23 protein-coding genes are annotated in these 26,586 nt (G+C 63.6%); 2 read left to right on the forward strand and 21 right to left on the reverse strand.

The genetic code is table 11. From position 1 onward, the window contains the following. Positions 1–274 precede the first annotated feature (274 nt). The 16 genes from BLX42_RS02870 to leuC all read right to left on the reverse strand — a co-directional run bounded on the left by BLX42_RS02870 (position 275) and on the right by leuC (position 18,382). Entirely contained in the window at positions 275–1,048 is a 774-nt protein-coding gene (locus BLX42_RS02870) for an SDR family oxidoreductase (protein WP_046786527.1), read from the reverse strand. Further along, complete coding sequence (locus BLX42_RS02875; RefSeq protein WP_039603172.1) at positions 1,045–2,256, reverse strand: O-succinylhomoserine sulfhydrylase; 1,212 nt, start codon at positions 2,254–2,256, stop codon at positions 1,045–1,047. Before BLX42_RS02875 ends, BLX42_RS02870 begins: the two co-directional genes overlap by 4 nt. 16 nt (positions 2,257–2,272) lie before the next feature. Beyond that, positions 2,273–3,778 (reverse strand): amidophosphoribosyltransferase, encoded by a 1,506-nt coding sequence (purF, locus tag BLX42_RS02880; protein ID WP_046786528.1) that lies wholly within the window; start codon positions 3,776–3,778, stop codon positions 2,273–2,275. A 42-nt stretch (positions 3,779–3,820) separates the two neighbouring features. Next, on the reverse strand, positions 3,821–4,378 hold the full coding sequence (locus tag BLX42_RS02885; RefSeq protein ID WP_012313468.1) for a CvpA family protein: 558 nt from the start codon (positions 4,376–4,378) through the stop codon (positions 3,821–3,823). A gap of 117 nt (positions 4,379–4,495) precedes the next feature. Continuing rightward, positions 4,496–5,155 carry an SPOR domain-containing protein gene (locus tag BLX42_RS02890; RefSeq protein ID WP_115275640.1) on the reverse strand — a complete coding sequence of 220 codons (660 nt, stop codon included), beginning with the start codon at positions 5,153–5,155 and terminating at the stop codon, positions 4,496–4,498. A 4-nt stretch (positions 5,156–5,159) separates the two neighbouring features. Continuing rightward, positions 5,160–6,446, reverse strand: coding sequence for a bifunctional tetrahydrofolate synthase/dihydrofolate synthase (folC, locus tag BLX42_RS02895; RefSeq protein ID WP_161871097.1), 1,287 nt, complete (start codon positions 6,444–6,446; stop codon positions 5,160–5,162). Beyond that, positions 6,446–7,339, reverse strand: a complete 894-nt coding sequence (accD, locus tag BLX42_RS02900) for an acetyl-CoA carboxylase, carboxyltransferase subunit beta (RefSeq protein ID WP_012313465.1) — start codon at positions 7,337–7,339, stop codon at positions 6,446–6,448. Before accD ends, folC begins: the two co-directional genes overlap by 1 nt. A gap of 223 nt (positions 7,340–7,562) precedes the next feature. Beyond that, entirely contained in the window at positions 7,563–8,183 is a 621-nt protein-coding gene (locus tag BLX42_RS02905) for a phosphoribosylanthranilate isomerase (RefSeq protein WP_012313464.1), read from the reverse strand. Between the two features lie 60 nt (positions 8,184–8,243). Further along, positions 8,244–9,098, reverse strand: coding sequence for a tRNA pseudouridine(38-40) synthase TruA (gene truA / locus BLX42_RS02910; protein ID WP_046786531.1), 855 nt, complete (start codon positions 9,096–9,098; stop codon positions 8,244–8,246). A gap of 98 nt (positions 9,099–9,196) precedes the next feature. Further along, positions 9,197–11,875, reverse strand: coding sequence for a FimV/HubP family polar landmark protein (locus BLX42_RS02915; RefSeq protein WP_161871098.1), 2,679 nt, complete (start codon positions 11,873–11,875; stop codon positions 9,197–9,199). Between the two features lie 70 nt (positions 11,876–11,945). Further along, complete coding sequence (locus BLX42_RS02920; protein ID WP_161871099.1) at positions 11,946–12,950, reverse strand: aspartate-semialdehyde dehydrogenase; 1,005 nt, start codon at positions 12,948–12,950, stop codon at positions 11,946–11,948. A 141-nt stretch (positions 12,951–13,091) separates the two neighbouring features. After that, positions 13,092–14,204, reverse strand: a complete 1,113-nt coding sequence (gene asd, locus BLX42_RS02925; RefSeq protein ID WP_046786534.1) for an aspartate-semialdehyde dehydrogenase — start codon at positions 14,202–14,204, stop codon at positions 13,092–13,094. A gap of 63 nt (positions 14,205–14,267) precedes the next feature. After that, on the reverse strand, positions 14,268–15,350 hold the full coding sequence (leuB, locus tag BLX42_RS02930; protein ID WP_115275634.1) for a 3-isopropylmalate dehydrogenase: 1,083 nt from the start codon (positions 15,348–15,350) through the stop codon (positions 14,268–14,270). Positions 15,351–15,404: 54 nt separating this feature from the next. Further along, a complete protein-coding gene (locus BLX42_RS02935) occupies positions 15,405–16,169 on the reverse strand; it encodes a class I SAM-dependent methyltransferase (RefSeq protein WP_161871100.1) in 765 nt (254 codons plus the stop codon). Positions 16,170–16,307: 138 nt separating this feature from the next. Then, positions 16,308–16,952: a 3-isopropylmalate dehydratase small subunit gene (gene leuD, locus BLX42_RS02940; protein ID WP_046786537.1), complete on the reverse strand. Its 645-nt coding sequence runs from the start codon at positions 16,950–16,952 to the stop codon at positions 16,308–16,310. Further along, complete coding sequence (gene leuC, locus BLX42_RS02945; RefSeq protein ID WP_046786538.1) at positions 16,949–18,382, reverse strand: 3-isopropylmalate dehydratase large subunit; 1,434 nt, start codon at positions 18,380–18,382, stop codon at positions 16,949–16,951. The genes leuD and leuC overlap by 4 nt, the downstream gene beginning before the upstream one ends. Before the next feature lie 130 nt (positions 18,383–18,512). Between leuC and BLX42_RS02950 the strand changes: the two genes are divergently transcribed. Then, entirely contained in the window at positions 18,513–19,391 is an 879-nt protein-coding gene (locus tag BLX42_RS02950) for a LysR family transcriptional regulator (RefSeq protein ID WP_046786539.1), read from the forward strand. Between the two features lie 60 nt (positions 19,392–19,451). Continuing rightward, positions 19,452–22,748, forward strand: coding sequence for a PAS domain S-box protein (locus BLX42_RS02955; protein WP_161871101.1), 3,297 nt, complete (start codon positions 19,452–19,454; stop codon positions 22,746–22,748). 119 nt (positions 22,749–22,867) lie between these two features. Here the strand turns inward: BLX42_RS02955 and BLX42_RS02960 are convergent, their stop codons facing one another. The 5 genes from BLX42_RS02960 to BLX42_RS02980 form a co-directional block, all read right to left on the reverse strand. Next, positions 22,868–23,311, reverse strand: a complete 444-nt coding sequence (locus BLX42_RS02960) for an Hsp20 family protein (RefSeq protein WP_012313453.1) — start codon at positions 23,309–23,311, stop codon at positions 22,868–22,870. Between the two features lie 149 nt (positions 23,312–23,460). Continuing rightward, on the reverse strand, positions 23,461–24,432 hold the full coding sequence (locus tag BLX42_RS02965) for a tRNA-dihydrouridine synthase (RefSeq protein WP_161871102.1): 972 nt from the start codon (positions 24,430–24,432) through the stop codon (positions 23,461–23,463). Positions 24,433–24,483: 51 nt separating this feature from the next. Continuing rightward, on the reverse strand, positions 24,484–24,918 hold the full coding sequence (locus BLX42_RS02970) for a thioesterase family protein (RefSeq protein ID WP_046786542.1): 435 nt from the start codon (positions 24,916–24,918) through the stop codon (positions 24,484–24,486). A gap of 43 nt (positions 24,919–24,961) precedes the next feature. Beyond that, positions 24,962–25,795 (reverse strand): alpha/beta fold hydrolase, encoded by an 834-nt coding sequence (locus tag BLX42_RS02975; protein ID WP_161871103.1) that lies wholly within the window; start codon positions 25,793–25,795, stop codon positions 24,962–24,964. Between the two features lie 23 nt (positions 25,796–25,818). After that, positions 25,819–26,358 carry a TetR/AcrR family transcriptional regulator gene (locus tag BLX42_RS02980; protein ID WP_161871104.1) on the reverse strand — a complete coding sequence of 180 codons (540 nt, stop codon included), beginning with the start codon at positions 26,356–26,358 and terminating at the stop codon, positions 25,819–25,821. Positions 26,359–26,586: the final 228 nt, after the last annotated feature.

Raw genomic sequence — 26,586 nt, forward strand, 5'->3', positions numbered from 1 at the left:
GGATCGAACCGCCGACCCTCTGCTTGTAAGGCAGATGCTCTCCCGGCTGAGCTAATCACCCTCGCGATGTTGCTTGTTGCGTTTGCTTCGCTGAGGCCGCGAAATTTACGCAGGTGCCGATGCTAAGTCAATAGCCCCGTTGAATTTTTTTTGAAAAGGGTGGGAGAGCAGTTGCAAGCTTCAAGCTGCAAGCCGCAAGAAAAAGCCAGGTGGCGCTGGCCCGATTTCCAAGCCCGGCAAATGACGAAGGGACCTCACGGCCCCCTCTTGCAGCTCAGCTATAGATCATCTTGCGCGTCATGCCGCCATCGACCACGAACTCCTGGCCAGTGACGAAAGCTGCCTGGCGCGACAACAGCCAAGCAACCATGGCCGCCACGTCTTCCACCGTCCCTACCCTGCCCGTCGGATGCTGGGCATGGTCGGCATCGCTCAACGGCTCGGCACGGCGTTGCGCAGGGTCGCGCGTATCGATCCAGCCCGGGCTCACGGCATTGACGCGGATCTCCGGGCCCAGGCTCATGGCCAAGGCATGGGTCAACGCCACCAGGCCGCCCTTGCTTGCTGCATAGGCCTCGGTATCCGGCTCGGACTGCCGGGCACGGGTCGAGGCCAGATTGACGATCGCACCATTGTGCGCTCGCAAGTAAGGCGCACAGTGCTTGGCCAACAGCATCGGGCCGCTGAGGTTGACCGCCAGCACACGGTTCCATTGCGCCAGGCTCAGGCTCTCCAGGGTCTGGTTATGCGGGTTGGCGATGGCCGCGTTGCACACCAGCGCGTCCAGCCGCCCGAACTGCCCCAACACCTCGGAAACCCCGGCACTGACCTGGGCTTCGTCGGCTACGTCCATGGTGATGAACCAGGCGTTTTCACCCAGGGCCTTGGCAACCTTGGCGCCGCGAGGGCGGTCCAGGTCGCTCAGCACCACCTGCCAGCCCTCGCAGATCAACCAGGCAGCAATGCCCAGGCCGATGCCGCGTGCGGCACCGGTTACCAGGGCTACCCGGCCGTTATGGCCCGGCCCGCCGCCCTTCCAGTCGATCACAGCGCTGCCAGCCCACGCGCAAGGTCGGCTTGCAGGTCAGCCACGTCTTCCAGGCCGACGGCGACGCGGATCAGGCTGTCGCGAATACCCGCAGCCTCACGCTCCTGCGGCGTCAGGCGGCCGTGGGAGGTGGTGGCCGGGTGCGCGATAGTGGTCTTGCTGTCACCCAGGTTGGTGGTGATCGAGATCACCCGCGTGGCATCGATGAAGCGCCAGGCGCCTTCCTTGCCACCCTTGACCTCGAAACTCACCACCGCACCAAAGCCGCTCATCTGGCGCTTGGCCAGTTCGTGCTGCGGATGGCTTGGCAAGCCGGCGTAATGCACCTTCTCGATACCCTCCTGCTGCTCCAGCCACTCGGCCAGTTGCTGAGCGCTCTGGCAGTGCGCACGCATGCGCAGCTTGAGGGTTTCCAGGCCTTTGGTGAAGATCCAGGCGTTGAACGGGCTGAGGGTCGGGCCGGCGGTGCGCAAAAAGCCCACCACTTCTTTCATCTGCTCGCTGCGCCCGGCCACAACGCCGCCCATGCAACGGCCCTGGCCGTCGATGAACTTGGTAGCGGAATGGAACACGATGTCAGCGCCAAGCTTGAGCGGCTGCTGCAGCGCCGGGGTGCTGAAGCAGTTGTCCACCACCAGCATGGCACCACGGGCATGGGCAATCTCGGCCAGCGCGGCAATGTCCACCAGTTCGGCCAGCGGGTTGGAAGGCGACTCGAGGATCAGCAGCTTGGTATTGGCCTTGATGGCCTTGTCCCAACCCGCCAGATCGACCAGCGGCACGTAATCCACTTGTACGCCGAAACGCTTGAAGTACTTCTCGAACAGGCTGATCGTCGAGCCGAACACGCTCTGCGACACCAGCACATGGTCGCCGGCGCTGCACAACGACATCACCACGGCGAGGATCGCCGCCATGCCGGTAGAGGTGGCCACGGCCTGCTCGGCACCTTCCATTGCCGCCAGGCGCTCCTCGAAGGCACGCACGGTCGGGTTGGTGTAGCGCGAGTAGACGTTGCCCGGGGTTTCACCGGCAAAGCGCGCGGCCGCATCAGCGGCCGTGCGGAAGACATAGCTGGAGGTCAGGAACAGCGCTTCGCTGTGCTCCGCCTCCGGTGTACGGTTCTGACCGGCACGCACCGCCAGGGTGTCGAAGCCGACACCCTCGAGGTCACTGTCCAGTCGCCCGGCATCCCATTGATCCGTCATGCCGTCGCTCTCCAAATCAGTTGTTGTAGAGGTCGATGATCGCGCTGACCGCCTGGTTCTTCACCTTGGCCAGGTCATTGCGAGCCTGCTCGATGCGGTCGAGGTAGGCCTCGTCGATGTCGCCGGTAACGTATTCACCGTTGAACACCGCGCAATCGAAGTGCTCGATCTTGATCTTGCCGCCACCGACCGATTCGATCAGGTCCGGCAGGTCCTGATAGACCAGCCAGTCGGCGCCGATCAACTCGGCCACCTGATCGGTGGTGCGGTTGTGGGCGATCAGCTCGTGAGCGCTCGGCATGTCGATGCCGTAGACGTTGGGGTAACGCACTGCAGGGGCCGCGGAACAGAAGTAGACGTTTTTCGCGCCGGCTTCGCGGGCCATCTGGATGATCTGCTTGCAGGTGGTGCCGCGTACGATCGAGTCGTCGACCAGCATCACGTTCTTGCCGCGGAATTCCAGCTCGATGGCGTTGAGCTTCTGGCGCACCGATTTCTTGCGTGCAGCCTGGCCGGGCATGATGAAGGTACGGCCAATGTAGCGGTTTTTCACGAAGCCTTCGCGGAACTTGACGCCCAGGTGGTTGGCCAGCTCCAGGGCGGCGGTGCGGCTGGTGTCAGGGATCGGGATGACCACATCGATGTCGTGGTCCGGGCGCTCACGCTGGATCTTCTCGGCCAGCTTCTCGCCCATGCGCAAGCGCGCCTTGTATACCGAAACGCCATCCATGATCGAGTCCGGACGGGCCAGGTAGACGTGCTCGAAGATGCACGGTTGCAGTTTCGGGCTTTGAGCGCACTGCTTGGTGTACAGCTGGCCTTCTTCGGTGATGTACACCGCTTCGCCCGGCGCCAGGTCGCGTATCAGGGTGAAGCCGAGCACGTCCAGGGCAACGCTTTCCGAGGCGATCATGTATTCAACGCCTTCGTCGGTATGACGCTGGCCGAACACCACCGGGCGAATGCCGTTGGGGTCACGGAAGCCGACAATGCCATAGCCGGTGACCATCGCCACCACCGCGTAACCGCCGACGCAGCGGCTGTGCACGTGGGATACGGCGGCGAACACGTCTTCTTCGGTGGGCTGCAGCTTGCCACGCACCGCCAGCTCATGGGCGAACACGTTCAGCAGCACTTCCGAGTCGGAGTTGGTGTTGACGTGGCGCAGGTCGGACTCGTAGATCTCCTTGGCCAACTGCTCGACGTTGGTCAGGTTGCCGTTGTGCGCCAGGGTGATGCCGTACGGCGAGTTGACATAGAACGGCTGGGCTTCGGCCGAGGTCGAACTGCCCGCAGTCGGGTAACGGACGTGGCCGATACCCATATGGCCTACCAGGCGCTGCATGTGGCGCTGCTGGAAGACATCGCGCACCAGGCCATTATCCTTGCGCAGGAACAACCGGCCGTCGTGGCTGGTCACGATACCTGCAGCGTCCTGGCCGCGGTGCTGGAGGACCGTAAGCGCGTCATACAGCGCCTGATTGACGTTCGACTTACCGACGATACCGACGATGCCACACATGCGACGCAACCCCTACTTTGATGAAACTTGAGTGAATAGCGCTCAAGGCTTTGCAGGCCCGAGCAACTGTTCCTTGAACGGGAGATCAGCCGGAGTGCTGATCACCCCACTGGACATCCACTGGCTGGTGAAACCCAGGATCAGGTTCTTCGACCAATCAGCGACCAATAGAAATTGTGGTATCAGGCGAGATTCCTGCCACCAGGTATCCTGCTGCACCGGCCCCAGGCTGAGCAGGCCGATGGCGACCACCACCAGCAAGGCTCCGCGCGCCGCGCCGAAGGCCATGCCGAGAAAACGATCGGTACCGGACAGCCCGGTCACGCGGATCAGCTCACCGACCAGGAAATTGACCATCGCGCCCACCAGCAGGGTGGCGACGAAAAGAATGGCGCAGCCAGCGATGATGCGCATCGATGGGGTCTGGATGTAGCTTTCAAGATACACCGAGAGCGACCCACCGAACATCCAGGCGACTGCACCGGCAATGATCCAGATGAGCAGGGACAAGGCTTCCTTGACGAAGCCGCGCTTGAGACTGATCAGTGTGGAAACGGCGATGATCGCGATGATCGCCCAATCAACCCAGGTAAATGCCACGGTGCTGCCTGCAGACGTTTGAGGCGGCGCATTTTACCAGAGCAAAGGGCCGGGAGTAAGCGGAATGTCAGGCCGATTGGCCAGCCCGCAGATGGGCTGCAGGGCAGCCCCCTGGAATCAACCGCGTTCTGGCTGGAAACGGATCACAAAGCCCTTCAGCTTCTGCTGCCGATTGATTGCATCACGCAGGCGCTCAGCCTCGGCACGCTCGATCAGCGGCCCCACATACACCCGATTCATGCCACCGGCCGAACGAATGTAGGCATTGTAACCCTGGCTGCGCAGGGTTTTCTGCAGGTTCTCGGCTCCGGCGCGATTGGACAGGCTGGCCAGCTGGATCGACCAGCTCACCGGCAAGCCGTTGACGTCGATTTTCGACGGTGCGGTAGCGCTTGCTGCTGGCGCAGGCGTAGCGGCCGGCTGCACCTGGGCCTTGGATGCCGGAGCAGGCGCCTGCGGCTTGGGCTGAACTTGAGCCTGGGTTTGCGGCGACGGCGTGATCGGCTGGCTCGGCGTGGCCACCGGGGCCGAGGACTCATTGACCACCACAGGTGCCTGCTGCGGCTCTTGCGGCAGCGGTTGCGGCTCGGGCACTGCAACCGGCTCTACCTTGACTTCAGGCAAGCTCGGCATCGCTGGAGCCTGCGGGGCCTCGACGCGCACCTGGCGCATTTCGTCCTCGCGGGTGAACAGCATCGGCAAGAAAATCACCGCCAGCGCCACCAGCACCAACGCACCCACCATGCGCTGTTTCATCCCTTTATCCAGCACTGCCATCTACTCACCCCTCCAGGGCCTGCTGCCCCAGCCATTCCAGGGCCTCGGCAACACAGAAAAACGAACCGAACAGCAGGATCTGGTCATCCGCCGTCGCCTGAGCGCATTGCCCGTCAAGAGCAGCGCCGACGCTGGCATAAGACTTCACCGACGCGCCGAGGTTCGTCAAGGCGCCGACGAGTTCGGCGGCCGGACGGCTGCGCGGTGACTGCAAAGGCGCCACCGCCCAGTCGTCGACCAGGCCCTGCAACGGCGCCAGGACGCCTGCCAGGTCCTTGTCCGCCAGCAGGCCGAAGACTGCCAGGCGCCGGCCCTTGAGCGGTCGAGCTGACAGGCGACACGCCAGGTATTCTGCTGCATGGGGGTTATGCCCCACATCCAGCAACAGCTCCACGCGCTTGCCTTGCCAACTGAACGTGCGACGGTCCAGCCGCCCGGTGATACGGGTATCGAGCAGCGCCTGACGAATTTGCCCGGCATCCCAAGGCAGCCCCATCAGCAGGTAAGCCTGCAGGGCCAGGGTGGCGTTCTCCATCGGCAGGTCGAGCAGCGGCAGGCCTGACAGCTCCACCACCGCGCCATCTGCTGCTGTCCCGCGCCAGTGCCAGGTACTATCGGCACTGGTCAGATCGAAGTCACGCCCCCGCAGGAACAACAGCGCCGCCAGTTCACGCGCCTTGTCCAACAATGGCCGAGGGGGATCCAGGTCACCGCACAATGCCGGCTTGCCCGGGCGGAAGATGCCAGCCTTCTCGAAGGCTACCAACTCGCGGGTATCGCCCAGGTAATCGACATGGTCGACGCCGATACTGGTCACCAGGGCCAGGTCGGCATCGACGACGTTCACGGTATCCAGACGACCACCCAGGCCTACTTCAAGCACCACGGCATCCAGCCCGGACTGGTAGAACAGCCAGAATGCCGCCAGGGTGCCCATCTCGAAATAGGTAAGGGAAATCTCGCCTCGCGCCGCCTCGACGGCCGCAAAGGCTTCGCACAGGCGCTCATCACTGGCCTCCTGGCCATCGATCAGCACCCGTTCGTTGTAACGCAACAGGTGTGGCGAGCTGTACACGCCAACCTTGAGCCCCTGGGCACGCAGCATCGACGCCACGAAGGCACAGGTCGAGCCTTTGCCGTTGGTGCCGGTGACGGTCACCACACGGGGCGCAAGCTTGCCCAGGGCCAATCGTGCAAGCACCTTTTGCGAACGCTCCAGCCCCATGTCGATGGCCGAGGGGTGCAACTGCTCGAGGTAGGCGAGCCATTCGCCCAGGGTTCTGTCTTTCATCAGGCGACCGCAGCGGCCTCGCGTGCCTGCTCGGGAGTTTCCTGGCCGGTCATCTGCGCCAGCAGACGCGCCAGGCGTGGACGCAGCTCGCCACGCGAGATGATCAGGTCGATGGCGCCGTGCTCCAGCAGGAACTCGCTGCGCTGGAAGCCCTCAGGCAGCTTTTCGCGCACGGTCTGCTCGATCACGCGCGGGCCGGCAAAGCCGATCAGCGCCTTCGGCTCACCGACAATGACATCGCCGAGCATCGCCAGACTGGCGGAAACACCGCCGTAGACCGGATCGGTCAATACGGAGATGAACGGAATACCCTCTTCGCGCAGGCGGGCCAGCACGGCCGAGGTCTTGGCCATCTGCATCAGCGAGATCAGCGCTTCCTGCATGCGCGCACCACCGGAGGCCGAGAAGCAGATCATCGGGCAGCGGTTTTCCAGGGCATGGTTGGCGGCGCGGACAAAACGCTCACCGACGACGGCGCCCATGGAACCACCCATGAAGGAAAATTCGAAGGCACTGACCACGATCGGCATGCCCATCAGGGTACCGCTCATGGAGATCAGGGCGTCCTTCTCGCCGGTCTGCTTCTGGGCACCGACCAGGCGGTCCTTGTACTTTTTGCCATCGCGGAATTTCAGGCGGTCGACCGGCTCCAGCTCGGCACCCAGCTCGGCACGGCCTTCAGCATCGAGGAAGATGTCGATGCGCTGGCGTGCGCCAATACGCATGTGGTGGTTGCACTTGGGGCAGACATCCAGGGTCTTTTCCAGCTCCGGACGATACAGCACGGCCTCACAGGCTGGGCACTTGTGCCACAGGCCTTCTGGCACCGAGCTCTTCTTCACCTCGGAACGCATGATCGAAGGGATCAGTTTGTCGACTAACCAGTTGCTCATGCTTTATTTCTCCAGTATTGGCGGGCGGGGACCAGTCTGGCCGGCCATGCCCTGCCCTTTGAGCTCAAATTCTTCTGTCAAACGATGACGAGCCGGCCACAGGGGCTGCCTGCGTACCGCACCGTCTTCAACGTATTCTTTGGCCAACCGGCATGCCGGCAGCCGCCCCGCAGGGCTGCGATAGCTATGGACGATGGCGCGCAGCCAGCCGTCACATCTGGCATCACGCCTGTTTCACCGCGCGCATGAACGCTTCGATCTTCGCCGCGTCCTTTATGCCCTTGGCCTGCTCCACACCACCACTGACATCCACCGCATACGGCCGCACCTGGGCGATGGCCTGGCCGACATTGCCGGCCGACAAGCCTCCGGCAAGAATGATCGGCTTGCTCAGCCGTGAAGGCACCAGCGACCAGTCGAACGCCTCGCCAGTACCACCGGGTACGCCGGCAACATAGGTGTCGAGCAGGATGCCACGCGCACCGGCATAGTGCCGGCAGGCAGCCTCCAGGTCATCACCCGGGCGCACTCGCAGCGCCTTGATCCAGGGGCGGTGGTAGCCTTCGCAGTCAGCCGGGGTTTCGTCGCCGTGGAACTGTAGCAGGTCCAGCGGCACAGCCTCGAGGATCTCGTTGAGTTCGCAGCGCGAGGCGTTGACGAACAGGCCGACCGTCGTCACGAAGGGTGGCAACTCGGCCATGATCGCCCGCGCCTGGCGCACGTCGACGGCGCGCGGGCTTTTGGCATAGAAAACGAAGCCGATGGCATCGGCCCCCGCCTCGGCGGCGGCCAGCGCGTCTTCTATGCGGGTAATCCCGCAGATCTTGCTGCGAACATTGCTCATGGACTGCAAACCCTGAGAAAACACTGAAAGGCCCGATGGTAGCAAAAGCGTTTTCGCCCGTCAGTCGGCCAACGCCTCGTAGCCGGTCAGAAAGTGTGGGCCAATGTAACGCTGTGGCAGCTGGAATTCCTCCGGGTACTCTACCTGCACCAGGTACAGGCCGTACGGATGGGCCGTCACACCGCCTTCGCGCCGGTTGCGCCCTTCCAGCACTTCACGGGCCCAGCCCGCAGGGCGCTCACCTGCACCAATGGTCATCAGCACGCCGGCAATGTTGCGCACCATATGGTGCAGGAAAGCGGTGGCCCGCACATCCAGCACGATCATCTGCCCGTGACGGGTGACCCGCAGGTGATGGATATGCTTGATCGGCGACTTGGCCTGGCACTGGCTGGCGCGAAAGGCACTGAAGTCGTGGGTACCCAGCAGGAACTGCGCAGCATCGGCCATGCGTTCTACATCAAGCGGCCGGTGATTCCAGGTCACTTCCTCGGCCAAGTGTGCCGGGCGGATCGGGTCGTTGTAGATGACATAACGGTAGCGCCGGGCGGTGGCCTTGAAGCGCGCATGGAAATCCGCAGGCATCGGCCGCGACCAGACCACACTGATGTCATGGGGCAGGTTGAAGTTGCTGCCCAGGGTCCAGGCGCGTTCGTCGCGATTGGCGCGGGTATCGAAATGCACGATCTGCCCACACCCATGCACACCGGCGTCGGTACGCCCGGCGCAGACCACCGTGATGGGCTCGTTGGCCACTTTCGACAGGGCTTGCTCCAGTGCCTGCTGGACACTGGGCACACCGCTGGCCTGGCGTTGCCAGCCGCGGTAGCGCGAACCCTTGTATTCCACGCCCAGGGCAATGCGGGTGAAGCCTTCGGCGGCCGATTCGGTGGCAGCGGTGTCGATGATGTCCAAGAGCGTGAAACCTGTGGGGCAATACGAAGTGCCGGGGATTATAACGACAACGGCAGCCTTGTTGGGCTGCCGTTGGTTTTACGCTGCAGGTGAGGCCTTCAGACCAGCCGGGACAGCATGTCTTCGGCTTCCTGACGTTGGGTGTCGTCGCCATCCTTGACCACTTCATCGAGGATGTCGCGCGCACCCTGATGGTCGCCCATGTCGATATAGGCACGTGCCAGATCGAGCTTGGTGGCCACTTCGTCGCTGCCGGAGAAGAAATCGAAGTCCAGGTCGTCCAAAGGTTCCGGCTCCTGGGCAGCATCGGCAGCGGTGAAGTGCGGCGCCAGCGACGGCGACTCGAGATTCTGCGAGAGCTTGTCCAGTTCGGCGTTGACGTCGCTCAGCTCCGAAGCAAAGCTCTTGGCAGCCGGTGACTGGTCATCCAGCGACAGCGACAGGTCGAAGTCTTCCGGCAGCTCCAGCTCGGAAATCGGGTCGAACTCAGGGATGGAATCGAAAGCGGCCAGTTCGGCAGCAACGTCGACCGGCTCTTCCTCGACCGGTTCGGCAACGCTCGGCTCACCCATGTCCAGGTCGAAGTCCGCCAGATCATCGACGCTCTGCGGTTCGGCCTGAGCCTGCGCCAGCAAGGCTTCGAAGTCGGCATCGGCATCGGCATCTGCTTCCTGCACGGCAGGATCAGCGGCGGCGAGCGGCTCGTCATTTACCTGCAGATCCGTCAACGCCGCTTCATCGAGCATCGGCGGTTCAAGGTCGTTCAGGGGCAGATCGTCACCCAGGTCAAGGTCGAAGGCACTGTCCAGACCATTGTCATCAAGGGCAGGCGCTTGAGCATCGGCCTCGGCTTGCGGCTCAGGCTCAGGCTCAGGCTCAGGTTCAGGTTCAGGCTCGGCATCGACCTCTGCCGGCGGCTGCGCCTCATCCTGCAACAGATCCTGCACATACTGCTCATCCAGTTCGGCAGCCAGCGCCGCAGCCCCCAGCCCCGCTGCGGCGATGCCGAGCATGGCCGGGTAATGCTCCTTGAGCTGACTGACCTGCGCGATATTTTCTTCGCTGCCCGGCAGCTTGCGCTCCTGCTCCACGAATGCGCTGTGGTCACCCTGGCGCGCATAAACCTCCATCAGCTTCAACCGCAGGCCATCATGCTCCGGTTGCGCAGCGACGGCCGTCTCCAACAGGTCGGCCGCATGGTTCAGACGGCCGCTGGCCAGGCTCTGCTCGACCTCAGCCAACAGCTCGGCATTCGGGTCCTGTGCCGGTGATGGCGCGGCAACGGGGGCTGGGGCTACGGGTTTTTCCGCCGCAACGGCTGCAGCAGCCGAAGCCGCTACCACCGCCGGCGACAGGGTTACGCCAGGCGCCGACACTTCCAGCTCATCGAAGCTGCTCGAAGGCAGGTCGAGGTCGGGGTTACGCTCGCCCTCCTCGGCCAGTGCCCGCGCCATACGCAGGTGCTTTTCGGCCTCCTGCTGGGCTTTGCGTCGGCGCGCCAGCAGCAACAGCAGCAACAGCAGCACGAGGAATGCGGAACCTGCGATCAGGCCCAGCACCAACGGATTCCCCAGCATCTCATCCAGCGCGCCCGGCTGCTGGGCGGCTGGGGCATCCTCGCCAGCCGGGGCAGAGCCAGGCGCGGTGTCGACGGCAGCCGGCGCCGGTGCCACGACGGGCTCGGCGGGCGGTACCTGGGCGTTGCCTGCAGGCTGCGCCGGGGCCGATTCACCAGGCAAGGCGGCGGCCGATGCCGGCTCCCCGGCAGCACCCTGTGCCTCCAGGCGTGCCAGCTGGTCGTTCTTGAGCTGAATCAGGCGCTGCAGCTTGTCCAGCTGGCTTTGCAGGTCGCTCATCCGGCTCTTGAGTTCTTCATTGTCACGACGGCTGGTGTCCAGGCTCTCCTGGGCCACGGCCAGCTTGTCGTTGAGCGCCTTGGCATCGCCAGCGCCAGGCTGGTTGCCTGGGCTGACCAGGCGCAGGTTGTCGCCCTGGGCGATACGTTCCGGCGCCGCATCGGCAGCGCCGCGACGGGTGGCGTCCAACTGCCTGGCGCGGGGGCCGAGGCGCCGGCCCTCACGCCAGGCGGCGTACTGTTCGGCCACTTCGCGATTGGCCTCGGCCTGGGGGATGCTCTGGACCTGCTGACGATCGGGCAGGCGCAACACCTGGCCAACCTTCAACTGGTTGATATTGTTGCCGATAAAGGCATCCGGGTTCAGCGCCTGAATGGCGATCATGGTCTGCTGCACCGAGCCACCACTTTGGGTATTGCGCGCAGCAATCTGCCAAAGGGTATCGCGGCGTTTGGTGGTGTAGCTGCCGGCGCTGCTGGTTGCCGGGGTGACATTGGCCGCGGCAGGCTGCTCGCCCTGGGCCTTGGCCTGGTCGAGCAGCACACTGTAGTCACGCAGCAGGCGGCCCTGGGGCCACATCACCTGGACCAGAAACTTGACCACCGAGCCCGGCAGCGGCTGACTGGAGGTTACCCGCAGCACGCTCTTGCCATTGGGGTTGATCACCGGGGTAAAGCTCAGGTCCTCAAGGTAGCCCGGATACTCCACCCCGGCCTTGCTGAACTCTTCCGGCGGCGCCAGGCTTGGTGCCACTTCGGCAGCGGTGAGGTCGCGCACATCGAGCAATTCGATCTCGGCGTCCAGCGGCTGGTTCTGCGCCGACTTGAGCGTCAGCTCACCCAACCCCAGGGCATTCGCCATGCCAGATGACAGCGCCGACGCTGCCGCCATGGCCAGAACCAGTTTGCGAATTCGAAGCATGACCTCATCCCTTGTATGAATCGTCCCGAAACCGCATGCGGTGCGGGACAAAAGTGCTCGCCAGTATCTTTTACGCTATGTGTTTAATCAACAATTGCGCCACCTGCACGGCGTTGAGCGCAGCGCCCTTGCGCAGGTTGTCGGTGGTCAGCCACAGGTTGAGCTGCTGGTCTTCGTCAACACCATGGCGTACACGACCAACATAGACCACGTCTTGCCCTACTGCGTCCCCTACCGGGGTCGGATAATCATCCCGCTCGACCAGCTCGACACTGTCGGCACCCTCCAGCGCGGCATTGACCGCAACAAGATCCACCGGATTACGGCTCTGTACCGCCACACTGAAGCTATCGCCAAAAAACACCGGGACTTGAACGCAGGTCACGGAAATCTTCAGTTCCGGCTGCCCCAACAGCACCGGCAGCTCATCAACCAGGCGGCGTTCGAGCGCAGTGTGGCCCTGTTCGTCTGCCGCACCGACCTGGGCCAGCAGGTTGAACGCCACCTGGCGATCGAAGAAACGCGGCTCCAGCGGGCGGGCGTTGAGCAACTCGGCGGTCTGCCGGGCCAGTTCGTTGACAGCCTCCCGGCCCTGGGCAGACACCGCGAGTGCGGCCATGACCTGCACACGCTCGATCTCCAACAGCCCCTTCAGTGGCGCCAGCGCGACGGCCAAGGCCACGGCTGCGGCACTGGGGCTGGCGATGCACGCCGGCAGCGCCAGGCTGGCGATGCACTCGGCGTTGGCCTCAGGCACGACCGCCAGGGCGTCATCCAGGCCGCCAGACAGGTCAATGACCGTGCAGCCGGCCTCACGGGCCTTGCTGGCAAAGCTACGGCTGACGGCCGGGCTGGCGGCGAAGAAGGCCAGTTTGACCTGGGTGAAATCGAAACTGTCGACCTCACGCACTTTGACCTTCTTGCCGGCGAACATCACGCTGCTGCCCGCCGACTCCATGCTGGCCAGCAGGTGCAGCGTGCCGACCGGGAAGTGCAGTTCTTCGAGAATCTGTACCAAGGTTTCACCGACGCTACCGGTGGCGCCGACGACGGCGATGTCCAGGGGTTGGGTCATGGAGAGGATCCTTTTGCTGTAACGGCGGGGGGGCGGCACTTTACTCGGATTGTACCGTTTTGTCTGTGCTGGCCCTGTGGGGCGCACCATAAAAAAACCCGCGCTGTCACCAGCGCGGGTTTTCTGTTCAACGCAGAACGATCAACGCTCGAGCAGAATCCGCAGCATGCGGCGCAGCGGCTCGGCAGCACCCCACAGCAGCTGATCGCCGACGGTGAACGCGCCCAGATACTGCGAGCCCATGTTCAGCTTGCGCAAACGGCCCACCGGAATGTTCAGGGTACCGGTGACGTTGGTCGGGGTCAGCTCCTGCATGCTGATCTCGCGCTGGTTCGGCACCAGCTTCACCCACGGGTTGTGCTGGCTGATCATGCCTTCGATATCGGCCAGCGGCACGTCCTTGTTCAGCTTGATGGTCAGTGCCTGGCTGTGGCAGCGCATGGCGCCGATGCGCACGCAGATGCCATCGACCGGGATCGGGCTCTTGAAGCGGCCGAGGATCTTGTTGGTTTCGGCCTGGGCCTTCCACTCTTCACGGCTCTGGCCGTTCGGCAGCTCCTTGTCGATCCATGGGATCAGGCTGCCCGCCAGGGGCACGCCGAAGTTCTCGGCCGGGTAGGCCTCGCTGCGCATGGCCTCGGCCACCTTGCGGTCGATGTCGAGGATGGCGCTGGCCGGGTTGGCCAGGTCATCGGCAACTGCCGCGTGGGTAGCACCCATCTGCTTGATCAGCTCACGCATGTTCTGCGCACCGGCACCGGACGCCGCCTGGTAGGTCATGGCGCTCATCCACTCGACCAGGCCCGCTTCGAACAGGCCGCCAAGGCCCATCAGCATCAGGCTGACGGTGCAGTTGCCGCCGATGTAGTTCTTGGTGCCGGCATCGAGCTGCTGGTCGATCACCTTGCGGTTGACCGGGTCGAGCACGATCACCGCATCGTCCTGCATGCGCAGCGACGAGGCAGCATCGATCCAGTACCCCTGCCAGCCGGCTTCACGCAGCTTGGGGAAGACCTCGTTGGTGTAGTCGCCGCCCTGACAGGTCAGGATCACGTCGAGGGTCTTGAGTTCTTCAATCGAATAAGCGTCCTTGAGCGGAGCAATATCCTTGCCCACGTTCGGGCCCTGGCCACCGACATTGGAGGTAGTGAAGAACACCGGCTCGATAAGGTCGAAATCCTGCTCCTCCAGCATCCGCTGCATGAGCACGGAACCGACCATGCCGCGCCAACCGATCAGACCTACACGTTTCATCGCAACTACACCTTTGCTAAAAGTGGGCCGCCACCGACCAAAAACGGTGGCGGGCCAGAGAGATTACAGATTCCGCAGCGCTGCGACTACTGCGTCGCCCATTTCCTGCGTACCTACCTTGCTGCAACCGGCCGACCAGATGTCACCGGTACGCAGGCCCTGGTCCAGGACCTGGCTTACCGCCTGCTCGATGGCCTCGGCTGCGGCCTGCTGGTTGAAGCTGTAACGCAGCATCATCGACACCGACAGAATGGTCGCCAGCGGGTTGGCAATGCCTTGGCCGGCGATGTCCGGCGCCGAGCCGTGGCAAGGCTCGTACATGCCCTTGTTGTTGGCATCGAGCGACGCCGAAGGCAGCATGCCGATCGAACCGGTCAGCATGGAAGCTTCATCCGACAGGATGTCACCGAACATGTTGTCGGTCACCATCACGTCGAACTGCTTGGGCGCGCGCACCAGCTGCATGGCGGCGTTGTCGACATACATGTGGCTCAGTTCTACGTCCGGGTAGTCCTTGGCCACGTCCTCGACCACTTCACGCCACAGTTGGCTGGAGGCCAGGACGTTGGCCTTGTCCACCGAGCACAGCTTCTTGCCACGCACGCGGGCCATGTCGAAGCCGACGCGGGCGATACGGCGCACTTCGCTCTCGCTGTACGGGAGGGTGTCGTAGGCCTGACGCTCGCCGCCTTCGAGTTCACGCTGGCCACGCGGGGCACCGAAGTAGATGCCGCCGGTCAGCTCACGGACGATGAGGATGTCCAGGCCCGAGACGATTTCCGGCTTGAGCGACGAGGCATCGGCCAGTTGCGGGTAGAGGATGGCCGGGCGCAGGTTGGCGAACAGGCCCAGCTGCGAGCGGATTTTCAGCAGGCCGCGCTCAGGGCGGATGTCCCGCTCGATCTTGTCCCACTTCGGCCCGCCCACAGCGCCCAACAGAACGGCATCGGCCTGGCGCGCACGTTCCAGGGTCTCGTCGGCCAGCGGCACGCCGTGCTTGTCGATGGCAGCACCGCCGATCACGTCGTGCTCGAGGCTCAAGCCGAGCTGGAACTTGTCGTTGGCCAGCGCCAGCACCTTGACCGCCTCGGCCATGATTTCCGGACCAATGCCATCACCTGGGAGAATCAGAATCTGCTTGCTCATGCTTTCCTCTATCCATTCAAGCGGTGCGGCCAGCCCGGCCGCACCGTAAAAAACTCAGCGCTCTGCCCACAACACGATCACGTCGGTGCTGAACGAGCCGTCTGCCTCAATCTGGTAATACTGCCGCACTTCCTCGCCCATGGCTTGCTGCAACTGGCGTATGGCCACGCGCAGCGGCTCGGGCGTGCGCATGCGCTCGACCCACGAGGCCCACTCCAGGCGCAGGCGCTGACGGGTGTGGCTGCGGGCATGCAGGCCAGCTTCGCTGACCTGGCGCTGCCACTGGGCGGCAGAATAATCGCGTACGTGGCTGGTGTCGCGCAGCACTTCAACCGTTTGCAAATAGGTATCGAGCAACGGGCTGCCCGGCGAGATCACGTCAATGAAGGCTGCCACCCCGCCCGGCTTCAACACCCGACGCACTTCGCGCAACGCCACACCCAGGTCGCTCCAGTGGTGCGCCGAGTAGCGGCTGAAGACGTAATCGAACGAGGCATCGGCGAACGGCAGACATTCTGCGGCACCATGCTCGGTGGTGATATTGCCCAGGCCGCGCTCGGCGGCGGCGCTGGCAACCACGTCAAGCATCGACTGCGACAGGTCGTAGGCGACCACCTCTGCCACCAGAGGCGCTACGTGGAAGCTGACATGACCGGCACCACAACCCAGGTCCAGCACGCGAGCCGCACCCTGCCCCGCCAGCTCGGCTTGCAGCAGGGCGAACTCACTGCCCTGGGCGTGCACGGCGCTGCTGAGGTAGGCACTGGCCTGTTCGCCGAACTGGCGTTGGACCACATCGGTGTGGGTGGTGCTGGTCATGGGCGCATTCCTTTTGATTTTGGGTTGTCTCTACGGCCGCTATCGCCGGCAAGCCGGCTCCCACCGCGACTGCACAGTGCGGGGTCGATGTGGGGGCCGGCTTGCCGGCGATGAGGCCAGCAAACCCGACTACATCATTCAGGCATCACGGAACAGCCAAGGCTGTGCGGTGCGGTGTTTGCCTTCAAACGCCTTGATCGCCTCGCCGTCCTGCAAGGTCAGGCCGATATCGTCCAGGCCATTGAGCAGGCAGTGCTTGCGGAACGCGTCGATCTCAAAGTGCAGCACCTTGCCGTCCGGACGGGTCACCGCCTGTGCCTGCAAGTCGATGGTCAACTGGTAGCCAGGGTTGGCTTCGACCTGCTTGAACAGCTCGTCGACTTCCTCATCGCTCAGAATGATCGGCAACAAGCCGTTCTTGAAGCTGTTGTTGAAGAAGATGTCGGCGAAGCTCGGCGCGATCACGCTGCGGAAGCCGTATTCGTCCAGCGCCCAAGGGGCGTGCTCACGGCTCGAACCACAGCCGAAGTTCTCCCGCGCCAGCAACACACTGGCACCCTGGTAGCGCTCGTGGTTGAGCACGAACTCTTTGTTCAGCGGGCGCTTGCTGTTGTCCTGGTAAGGCTGGCCGACGTCCAGGTAACGCCACTCGTCGAACAGGTTGGGGCCGAAGCCGGTACGCTTGATCGACTTGAGGAACTGCTTGGGAATGATCTGATCGGTGTCGACGTTGGCACGGTCCAACGGCGCGACGAGGCCGGTGTGCTGGGTAAAGGCTTTCATGCTGCGCTCCCTTGGATCAACTCGCGAACATCGATGAAGTGACCAGTCACCGCCGCAGCGGCAGCCATGGCCGGGCTGACCAGATGGGTACGGCCACCGGCGCCCTGACGGCCTTCGAAGTTGCGGTTGGACGTGGACGCGCAATGCTCGCCGCTTTCCAGGCGGTCCGGGTTCATCGCCAGGCACATCGAGCAGCCTGGCTCACGCCATTCGAAACCAGCCTCGAGGAAGATCTTGTCCAGGCCTTCACGCTCGGCCTGGGCCTTGACCAGGCCCGAACCCGGCACGACGATGGCCTGCTTGACGGTGGCAGCGACCTTGCGGCCTTTGGCGATTTCGGCTGCGGCGCGCAGGTCTTCGATCCGCGAGTTGGTGCAGGAGCCAATGAACACGCGGTCCAGTTGGATATCGGTGATCGCCTGGTTGGCGCTCAGGCCCATGTACTTGAGGGCGCGCTCGATCGAGCCACGCTTGACCAGATCGGCTTCGGCGGCGGGGTCCGGCACACGCTGGTCGACGGCCAGGACCATCTCGGGCGACGTACCCCAGCTGACCTGCGGCTTGATTTGCGCTGCATCGAGCTCGACCACGGTGTCGAATACCGCATCGTCATCGGATACCAGGTCTTTCCACGCCTCGACCGCACGCTCCCACTGCTCGCCTTTGGGCGCATAAGGGCGGCCTTCGACGTAGGCAATGGTGGTGGCATCGGTCGCAACCAGGCCAACCCGTGCACCGGCCTCGATCGACATGTTGCAAATGGTCATGCGGCCTTCCATGGACAGGGCGCGGATGGCGCTGCCAGCAAATTCCATGGCGTGGCCGTTGCCACCGGCGGTACCGATCTTGCCGATCACGGCAAGCACGATGTCCTTGGCCGTCACGCCGGCAGGCAATGTGCCCTCGACGCGCACCAGCATGTTCTTCATCTTTTTGGCGACCAGGCACTGGGTGGCGAGCACATGCTCGACCTCGGAGGTGCCGATACCATGGGCCAAGGCCCCGAAAGCGCCGTGGGTGGAAGTGTGCGAGTCGCCACAGACCACGGTCATGCCGGGCAAGGTGGCGCCCTGCTCGGGGCTGATGACATGGACGATGCCCTGGCGCACGTCATTCATCTTGAATTCGACGATGCCGTATTCGTCACAGTTCTCATCGAGGGTCTGCACCTGCAGGCGCGACACCTGGTCGACGATGGCCTCGATCCCGCCCTTGCGTTCCGGGGTGGTCGGCACGTTGTGGTCCGGGGTGGCGATGTTGGCATCGATGCGCCACGGCTTGCGGTTGGCCAGGCGCAGGCCTTCAAAGGCCTGGGGCGAGGTCACTTCGTGAATGATATGGCGGTCGATGTAGATCAAGGACGAGCCGTCATCACGGCGCTTGACCTCATGGGCTTCCCAGAGTTTGTCGTAGAGCGTTTTGCCAGCCATCAGACTGTTCCTCATCAGCGTCTTTCTATGCCAAAGACCCCTTGGCTTGTACGGACGATGCTATGGCGATAGATTGAATAACTCAAATTCATAATTTTCATGCTTTGCATAACCATCAGGAATTCGAACGATGGACCTGGCCAACCTCAGCGCCTTCATTGCCATTGCCGAGACCGGCAGCTTTTCCGGTGCCGGCGAACGCCTGCACCTGACCCAACCGGCCATCAGCAAGCGCATTGCCGGGCTGGAGCAACAGCTGGACGTGCGCCTGTTCGATCGCCTGGGCCGCGAGGTGACCCTGACCGAAGCCGGCCGTGCCCTGCTGCCGCGCGCCTATCAGATCCTCAACGTCCTCGATGATACCCGACGTGCGCTGACCAACCTGACCGGGCAGGTGAGTGGTCGCCTGACCCTCGCCACCAGCCATCACATTGGCCTGCACCGCCTGCCCCCGCTGCTGCGGGCATTCACTCGCCAGTACCCGGCCGTTGCGCTGGATATCCAGTTCCTCGATTCAGAGGCGGCCTATGACGAGGTTCTGCATGGCCGCGCCGAGATAGCGGTCATCACCTTGGCACCCGAGCCCCATCACCTGATCAAGGCCATGCCCGTCTGGGACGACGCGCTGGATTTCGTCGCCGCCCCCGAGCACCCGCTGGCCAGCAATACCCAGGTCAGCCTGGCTGACGTTGCCCGCCATCCGGCGGTATTCCCCGGCGGCAATACCTTCACCCACCACATCGTCCAGCGCCTGTTCGAAAGCCAGGGCCTGGCCCCGAACATCGCCATGAGCACCAACTACCTGGAAACCATCAAGATGATGGTCTCGATCGGCCTGGCCTGGAGCGTGCTGCCGCGCACCATGCTCGACGAGCAGGTTGCACCCATCGCTTTGCCCGGCATACAGCTGTCACGCCAGCTAGGCTACATACTGCATACCGAGCGAACGCTATCGAACGCCGCCCGGGCCTTCATGGCCCTGCTCGACAGTCACGCAGGGGCCGCCTGACCGGTCGTCAGCCCTGCACTTCCAACCAGGGACGCGTCAAACGCCAAAGGTCTGGTATCCATGCCCAAATCAGCAAACCGCTTTCCGCGCCTGCCGCGCATCCCTGCGGCCGACCCCCAGGAGTCGGAACTGGCCTGGCAGAACGCTCCGCAATTGCTGGCTGCGCTCAATGGTGCCCGCCTGGGCGCCTGGCTGTGGGACATCGACAGTGGGCGGGTCAGCTGGTCGCGCGGCACCCAGGCACTGTTCGGTTTCGATCCGCAGCGCCCCTTGCCCAACGACATCGACTACCTGGACCTGTTGCCGGAAGAAGATCGCGCCCGCACGCGCCAACTGTTCCAGGCAGTGGTCAACGGTGAACCGGCCGAGAAAGCCATGCGCCACCGCATCCGCTGGCCGGATGGCAGCCTGCACTGGCTGGAAATCAACGGCAGCCTGACCCATGATCGCCAGGGCCGGCCTCAGATGATCGGGGTAATCCGCGAGATAACCCGCCAGCGCGAGCGAGAAACCGCCCTGATCAACTCGGAGAAACGCTTTGCCACCCTGTTCCACCTGAGCCCCAACGCAATTCTGCTCACCCGCCACCACGACGGCATGATTTTCGAAGTCAACCAGCATTTCGAAGACATGTTCGGCTGGCCCGGTGACCAAGTGATCGGCAAGACCACCCTGGAGCTGGGCCTCTGGGCAACCCCGGAGCAGCGCCACCTGGTACTGGATGCGACCCGTGCCAGCGGCGGCCCAGCCATCTTGGAAGTGCAGTTGCGCGCCAGCAGCGGCAAGATCCACGACGGCATCCTGTGCGCCCAGGGCATCGAACTGGAAGGGGTGACGTTCCTGCTCAGCACCTTCGTCGACACGTCCGAGCGCAAACGCGCCGAGCAAGCGCTCAAGGATAGCCAGGAACGCCTTGACCTGGCCCTGGACTCGGCGCAACTGGGCACCTGGGACTGGCACATCCCCAGCGGCATGCTCTACGGCTCGGCCCGTGCCGCACAATTGCACGGGCTGGACCCGATACCCTTTCACGAATCGTTCGACGCATTTTTCGAAGGCGTGCCCCAGGACGAACGCGATGGCATGCGCCAGGCTTACCGCAGCCTGCGCGAAGGCCCAGAAGGCAACTACCAGATAACCTACCGGGTGCAACTGGAAAACGGCGCTTCACGCTACATCGAAAGCCGCGCTCGCCTGTACCGCGACGAGCACGGCAACCCGTTGCGCATGGCTGGCACCCTTCTGGACATCACCGAGCAGGTCGAGCGCGAACTGCGCCTTAGCGCCTCGGAAGAGAAGTTCGCCAGCCTTTTCCAGGTCAGCCCAGACCCGATCTGCGTAACCCGCCAGGACACTGGCCAGTTCATCGAGATCAACCCGGCCTTCACCCAGACCTTTGGCTGGAGCGCCGAACAGGTGATCGGCCGCACCGCCGAACAGATCGGCCTGTGGGCCGAGTCGATCGAACGCGCCCACCGCATCGAACGGGTTATCCGCGAACAGGCCCTGAGCAATGTCGCCGTGGTGGTCAACCACCGCAACGGCTCAGCACTGACCTGTGTCATCTCCAGCCGGCTGGTCAGCGTCGACAACCAGCCCTGCAGCGTCACGACCCTGCGCGATATAACCCAGCAGCAACGGGCCGAAGCGGCGCTCAAGTCCAGTGAAGAGAAGTTCGCCAAGGCATTTCACTCCAGCCCGGACGCCATCACCATCACCGAGCGCCACAGCGGTCGCTATGTGGAAGTCAACGATGGCTTCTGCCGGCTGACCGGCTACAGCACCGCCGAAGTGATCGGCCGCAGCGTCTACGAGCTGGGTATCTGGGCCGACGACAAGCAGCGCAACGCGTTGCTGGTGGAGCTGAAGGAGCGTGGCCGGGTACACCACCGGGAGATGCTCGGGCGCAACAAGCGTGGCGACATTCTCACTGTAGAAGTATCGGTTGAGCCGATCAGCCTCAACGAGGCCGATTGCCTGTTACTCACTGCGCGCGATGTCAGCCAGTTGAAGAATGCCCAGGCACAGATCCGCCACCTGGCCTACCACGACCCGCTGACCAACCTGCCCAACCGCGCCTTGCTGATGGACCGCCTGAGCCAACAGATCGCCCTGCTGCGCCGGCACAACCTGCGCGGCGCCCTGCTGTTCCTCGACCTCGACCATTTCAAGCACATCAACGACTCCCTCGGCCACCCGGTGGGCGACACGGTGCTGAAGATCATCACCGCCCGCCTGGAAGCCAGTGTGCGCCTGGAAGACACGGTGGCACGCCTGGGTGGCGATGAATTCGTGGTACTGCTCAGTGGCCTGGAAGGCAGCCGCGAAGCGGTGGAGAACAAGGTTCGGGAGCTGGCCGATACCCTGCGCGAACTGCTGGCCGAACCCATGTCGCTGGACGGCCAGCGTCTGCAGGTAACCCCGAGCATCGGCGTGGCACTGATCCCCGACCACGGCACCACCCCCGCCGACCTGCTCAAACGCGCCGACATCGCCCTGTACCGCGCCAAGGACTCAGGGCGCAACACCACCCAGCTGTTCCATACCACCATGCAGAAGGCCGCCAGCGAGCGCTTGCGCATGGAAAGCGACCTGCGCCTGGCCCTGGCACGGGGCGAGCTGGCCTTGCACTTTCAGCCCCAGGTGGATGCCCGCGACAACCGCATTGTCGGGGCCGAGGTACTGTTGCGCTGGCATCACCCGCAATTGGGCCAGCAACCGCCGGCTCAGTTCATCCAGGTGCTGGAGGAAAGCGGCCTGATCCTGGAAGTTGGCAGCTGGATACTCGACGAAGCCTGCGACGCTTGTTCGCGCATGCTCGCAGACGGGTTGATCGATGCCGATGATTTCAGCCTGTGCGTGAACATCAGCCCCCGGCAGTTCCGCCAGAACGACTTCGTCCAACGGGTGCTGCGCAGCCTGGACGACTACCGTCTGCCGCGGCACATGCTCAAGCTGGAAATCACCGAGGGCATCGTGATCCAGAACCTGGAAGACACCATCAGCAAGATGCGCGAGCTCAAACGCTATGGGGTGAGCTTCGCCATGGATGATTTCGGTACGGGCTATTCCTCGCTGACCTACCTCAAGCGCTTGCCGGTGGACGCGCTGAAGATCGACCAGACCTTCGTGCGCGACGCCCCGCAAGACTCCAACGACGCCGAGATTGTCCGCGCCATCGTCGCCATGGCGCGCAGCCTTGACCTGGCGGTGATCGCCGAAGGCGTGGAGCTGACAGAGCAACTGGAATTTCTGGAGCGGCTGGGGTGCCACCTGTACCAGGGTTACCTGCACAGCCGGCCGCTGCCGCTACCGGAGTTCCGGCAGATGCTGCTGGAGGCCCCCGCCGATTTCTGAGCAAGGAAAAAAGGATTTGGGGCCGCCAGGCGGCCCAATGCAGGAAAGCCGGCTCCCACAGAGTAGGAGCCGGCTTGCCGGCGATGGGCTGCGTAGCAGCCCTGATAACGCCGCCAGCCTCAGTTGAGTGCTGGTTTGTCACCATTGATCGGGATGCGCTTGGCCTTGGCTTCTTCCGGCACAATGCGCAGCAAGTCAATGCTGAGCAGCCCATTGGCGAGGCCTGCCGATTTGACCTCGATATGGTCCGCCAGGCGGAACGACAGCTTGAACGCGCGCTGGGCGATGCCCTGGTGCAGGTAGGTCACTTCTGCGGCGCCGTTTTCGCGTTTGCCGCCGATCACGGTCAGGACGCCTTTCTCGACCTGAAGGTCGAGGTCCTGCTCCTGGAAACCGGCTGCGGCAACGACGATGCGATAGTGGTCATCGCCATGCTTTTCAACGTTGTAGGGAGGGTAGCTGCTACCCGCCTCGTTACGTGCCGCAGACTCGAACAGGTCGTTGAAACGGTCGAAGCCAACGGAATGGCGGAACAGAGGTGCAAGAGAGAAAGCGGTAGTCATGGTCATAAACTCCTGAGATTCAGCAAGTAAAGTCACTACGCGACCCGGCTTCGGCATCGCGTACTGAATAAATAGGGCTCAGGAGATGGCTTTCAAGGGGCAAAAACAAAAAATTTTGCGGTGGCTTTACCGGCCCCAGGCAGAACTGATCACGCGACACATTCCTCGAATGCCTGCACTTCAACGCCCAGTAACCGGCTGATCCGCTGGCAATCATCTTCCCTGCGCAGCTCGGCAAACAGCAGCACCGCCTCGGGGTAGCTACGCGTCAGCATCGCCAACCACTGCTTCATCCGCCCCGGTGCGTAGCGCGGCGACAGCTTGGCCTGGGCCTGGCGCCAGAACTCGCGCAGCAAAGGCAACAACGCCTCCCAACTCATCGGCAGGTACTCACGCCCGTCCCGCGCAGCCGCAATCTGCAAGGCCAGGTCCGGCCGCGACACCAGCCCCCGCCCGAGCATGATGTCCTCGGCGCCGCTCACCTCGCGGCAACGCCGCCAGTCGTCCACGGTCCAGATCTCACCGTTGGCGAACACCGGCACCTTGACCACATCCTGCACCCGCGCCACCCACTCCCAGTGCGCTGGCGGCTTATAGCCCTCGACTTTGGTGCGTGCATGTACCACCAGGTGCGCCGAGCCGCCCTCAGCCAGCGCGGTCGCACAATCGAGCGCACCGTCCGGGGTATCGAAGCCAAGGCGCATCTTGGAGGTGACCGGGATGTGCGCAGGCACTGCGCGCCGCACTTCACGCACGATGGCGTGCAGCAGTTCGGGTTCCTTGAGCAGCACTGCGCCGCCGCGTGACTTGTTCACGGTCTTGGCCGGGCAACCGAAATTAAGGTCAATCACCGGCGCCCCCAGCTCACAGGCCAGCGCAGCGTTTTCGGCCAGGCAGACGGGGTCCGAGCCCAGCAACTGCACACGCATGGGTACACCGGCAGCCGTGCGCGCGCCCTGACGCAGTTCAGGTGCGAGCTTGTCGAAGGAAGAAGCAGGCAACAGGCGGTCGCACACGCGGATGAACTCGGTGACGCACCAATCGATGCCGCCCACTCGGGTCAGAACGTCGCGCAGGATGTTGTCGACCAGCCCCTCCATAGGGGCCAGGGCAATTTGCATTTCGAGGTCTCGGCGGGAAAAGCCGGCAGTCTACCAAAAAATGCCGGGTATTCAGGCGCCGATCAGCGCAGGACCGTACCCGTCGATGAACTCGGCCGGCATGCGCCTGGGTTTGCCACTGGACAACTCGATGCAGGCAAAGGTGGTCTGCGCGCGCAGCAGCGTCACACCGTCACGCGGGCGCTTGAGCTGGAAGCGCCGGGACATGCGCAGGCGCTGATCCCAATCGATGATCCAGGTTGCCAGTTGCAACTCGTCATCTTCGTAGGCTGCAGCGAGGTAGTCGATTTCATGGCGCACCACCGCCATGGCCCGGTCCAGGCGCCGGTATTCGGCCAGGTCCAGCCCCAGGCGCTGGGAGTGGCGCCAGGCGCAACGCTCCAGCCACGTGACGTAGACCGCGTTATTGGCGTGCCCGAGGCCGTCGATGTCCTCGCTGCCGACGCGCAGGTCGATGATGAATGGCGTTGCCAGGTCCCAACTCATGCCCGCTCCCAATGTCAGTGAACGGGCAGAGTGTATCGGATGTTCAAGCGCTTTGCCGGGCGGGCGCACTGACACGCGCCAGTAATTCGAGCACCGCCTCGCTCACGCGCGGGTCGGCGAGCACGCGCTGGTGGCCACCCTCCTCCAGCCGCAGCAGGCGGCTGTCGAACCAGGCCTTGTGGATGATCTCGGCCTCACCGGCGGGCACCAAGGCATCATCGGCGGCATGCACGACCAGCCCTGGCAGCTCCAACTGGTAACCACTGACATCCAGGCGATTGATCTGCATGCCGACGTCCTGTTCGACCTTGCGGATGAACGCGGCCCTGGCTCGCGCCGGCAGGCCAAGGTGGCGGGCGAAGCCGCGCAGCACACCAAGCAGCTGGGCCGGCGCTGCAATACTCACCGCAGCCTCGGCCCGAAGCCCCATCTGCAGTGCCAGCAAGACACTGGCACCGCCCATGGAATGGCCTATCACGGCACGCAACGGCGGCAGTTCGGCGGCAGCCTCCAGCAGCGCACGGGCAAACAGCACCACGTGCGCTTGCTGCCCAGGCGAACAGCCATGGGCCTGCCCCTCCAGAGAGACCACGGTATGCCCGGCCTTTACCAGGGTTTCGATCAACGCGGCAAACTGGGTCGCACGCCCTTCCCAGCCGTGCATCAGCAACACGGTCGGGCCTTGCCCCCAACGCAATGCCGACAGCCCGAAGCGCAGGGTGATGCGCTCGGCGCTCGCCAGCAATGGCAACTCCCACTGCCTTGGCGGCAGGTTGCGCGGGGTCATGAAGGCCCGGCGCATCTTGCCGGCCACATGCTCGGGGGCCAGACGCCCCAGGGTGCCATTCACGCCGCGAATCCAGCTCAGGGTAGTCATCGCCTTGCTCCAGGGTCAGAAGCTTAGATAACCGCCGATTTGGCGGCACGCAGGATGCGGTCAGAAAGCTCGCCCGTGCCCAAGGCACGCGCCAGGGCCAGGCCGCCTATCATCAGGGCCAGATCAGCCAGGGCCTTGTCGGCATCTTCAGGGCGGTCAACCATCGCCGCAGTCATCAATTCGATGTGCTCGGCCAGTACCTCGCGAAACACGTCTGGCAGGCGCTGCATCTCGCCGATCGAATTGGGCAGCGGGCAGGCATGCACCTGCGCATCGCGGTGCTTGCGCGACAGGTAGAACGCGCTCACCAGCGCCCGCCGCCCTTCCCCGTCCAGGCTCGGGTCAACGTGAGCCAGCAGGGCCCTGCGCTCGCTGAGCAACTGGCGAAATGCCTCGAGCATGAGCTCGTCCTTGCTGTCGAAGTGCGCATAGAAGCCTCCCACGGTAAGCCCTGCAGCACCCATGACCTGGCTGACGCTTGGCTCGGCGGGGCCGTGCTGGATCAACGCGCTTCGCGCAGCCTCAAGGATCCGCTCGCGGGTCTTGGTCTTCTTGTCGCTCATGGCCGGCTCACGATCAGAATATGATGATCGAAATATTATTCTCATAATATTTTTTGGCAAGCAGAATCGACCACCGCCTGTCGGTGCACATTTTTCAGGGAGGGAAAAAACAAAAGGCCCATTCAATAATCGAATGAGCCTTTAAAGTCCCGCAAAACGCGGGTAAAAATGGCGTCCCCTAGGGGACTCGAACCCCTGTTACCGCCGTGAAAGGGCGGTGTCCTAGGC

This window comes from Pseudomonas sp. SG-MS2 (assembly GCF_009933855.1).
Classification (GTDB): Bacteria; Pseudomonadota; Gammaproteobacteria; order Pseudomonadales; family Pseudomonadaceae; genus Aquipseudomonas; species Aquipseudomonas putida_E.

What these genes read in the sequence shown, in the direction of transcription:
- BLX42_RS02875 (WP_039603172.1), bottom strand. Translation starts at nt 2,256, where the DNA reads ATGACGGATCAATGGGATGCCGGGCGACTGGACAGTGACCTCGAGGGT.
- leuB (WP_115275634.1), bottom strand. Translation starts at nt 15,350, where the DNA reads ATGAGCAAGCAGATTCTGATTCTCCCAGGTGATGGCATTGGTCCGGAA.
- BLX42_RS02915 (WP_161871098.1), bottom strand. Translation starts at nt 11,875, where the DNA reads ATGCTTCGAATTCGCAAACTGGTTCTGGCCATGGCGGCAGCGTCGGCG.
- BLX42_RS02955 (WP_161871101.1), top strand. Translation starts at nt 19,452, where the DNA reads ATGCCCAAATCAGCAAACCGCTTTCCGCGCCTGCCGCGCATCCCTGCG.
- BLX42_RS02975 (WP_161871103.1), bottom strand. Translation starts at nt 25,795, where the DNA reads ATGACTACCCTGAGCTGGATTCGCGGCGTGAATGGCACCCTGGGGCGT.
- accD (WP_012313465.1), bottom strand. Translation starts at nt 7,339, where the DNA reads ATGAGCAACTGGTTAGTCGACAAACTGATCCCTTCGATCATGCGTTCC.
- BLX42_RS02970 (WP_046786542.1), bottom strand. Translation starts at nt 24,918, where the DNA reads ATGAGTTGGGACCTGGCAACGCCATTCATCATCGACCTGCGCGTCGGC.
- folC (WP_161871097.1), bottom strand. Translation starts at nt 6,446, where the DNA reads ATGAAAGACAGAACCCTGGGCGAATGGCTCGCCTACCTCGAGCAGTTG.
- BLX42_RS02980 (WP_161871104.1), bottom strand. Translation starts at nt 26,358, where the DNA reads ATGAGCGACAAGAAGACCAAGACCCGCGAGCGGATCCTTGAGGCTGCG.
- BLX42_RS02935 (WP_161871100.1), bottom strand. Translation starts at nt 16,169, where the DNA reads ATGACCAGCACCACCCACACCGATGTGGTCCAACGCCAGTTCGGCGAA.
- BLX42_RS02965 (WP_161871102.1), bottom strand. Translation starts at nt 24,432, where the DNA reads ATGCAAATTGCCCTGGCCCCTATGGAGGGGCTGGTCGACAACATCCTG.
- BLX42_RS02920 (WP_161871099.1), bottom strand. Translation starts at nt 12,950, where the DNA reads ATGACCCAACCCCTGGACATCGCCGTCGTCGGCGCCACCGGTAGCGTC.
- BLX42_RS02905 (WP_012313464.1), bottom strand. Translation starts at nt 8,183, where the DNA reads ATGAGCAATGTTCGCAGCAAGATCTGCGGGATTACCCGCATAGAAGAC.
- purF (WP_046786528.1), bottom strand. Translation starts at nt 3,778, where the DNA reads ATGTGTGGCATCGTCGGTATCGTCGGTAAGTCGAACGTCAATCAGGCG.
- BLX42_RS02950 (WP_046786539.1), top strand. Translation starts at nt 18,513, where the DNA reads ATGGACCTGGCCAACCTCAGCGCCTTCATTGCCATTGCCGAGACCGGC.
- leuC (WP_046786538.1), bottom strand. Translation starts at nt 18,382, where the DNA reads ATGGCTGGCAAAACGCTCTACGACAAACTCTGGGAAGCCCATGAGGTC.
- BLX42_RS02960 (WP_012313453.1), bottom strand. Translation starts at nt 23,311, where the DNA reads ATGACTACCGCTTTCTCTCTTGCACCTCTGTTCCGCCATTCCGTTGGC.
- asd (WP_046786534.1), bottom strand. Translation starts at nt 14,204, where the DNA reads ATGAAACGTGTAGGTCTGATCGGTTGGCGCGGCATGGTCGGTTCCGTG.
- BLX42_RS02890 (WP_115275640.1), bottom strand. Translation starts at nt 5,155, where the DNA reads ATGGCAGTGCTGGATAAAGGGATGAAACAGCGCATGGTGGGTGCGTTG.
- leuD (WP_046786537.1), bottom strand. Translation starts at nt 16,952, where the DNA reads ATGAAAGCCTTTACCCAGCACACCGGCCTCGTCGCGCCGTTGGACCGT.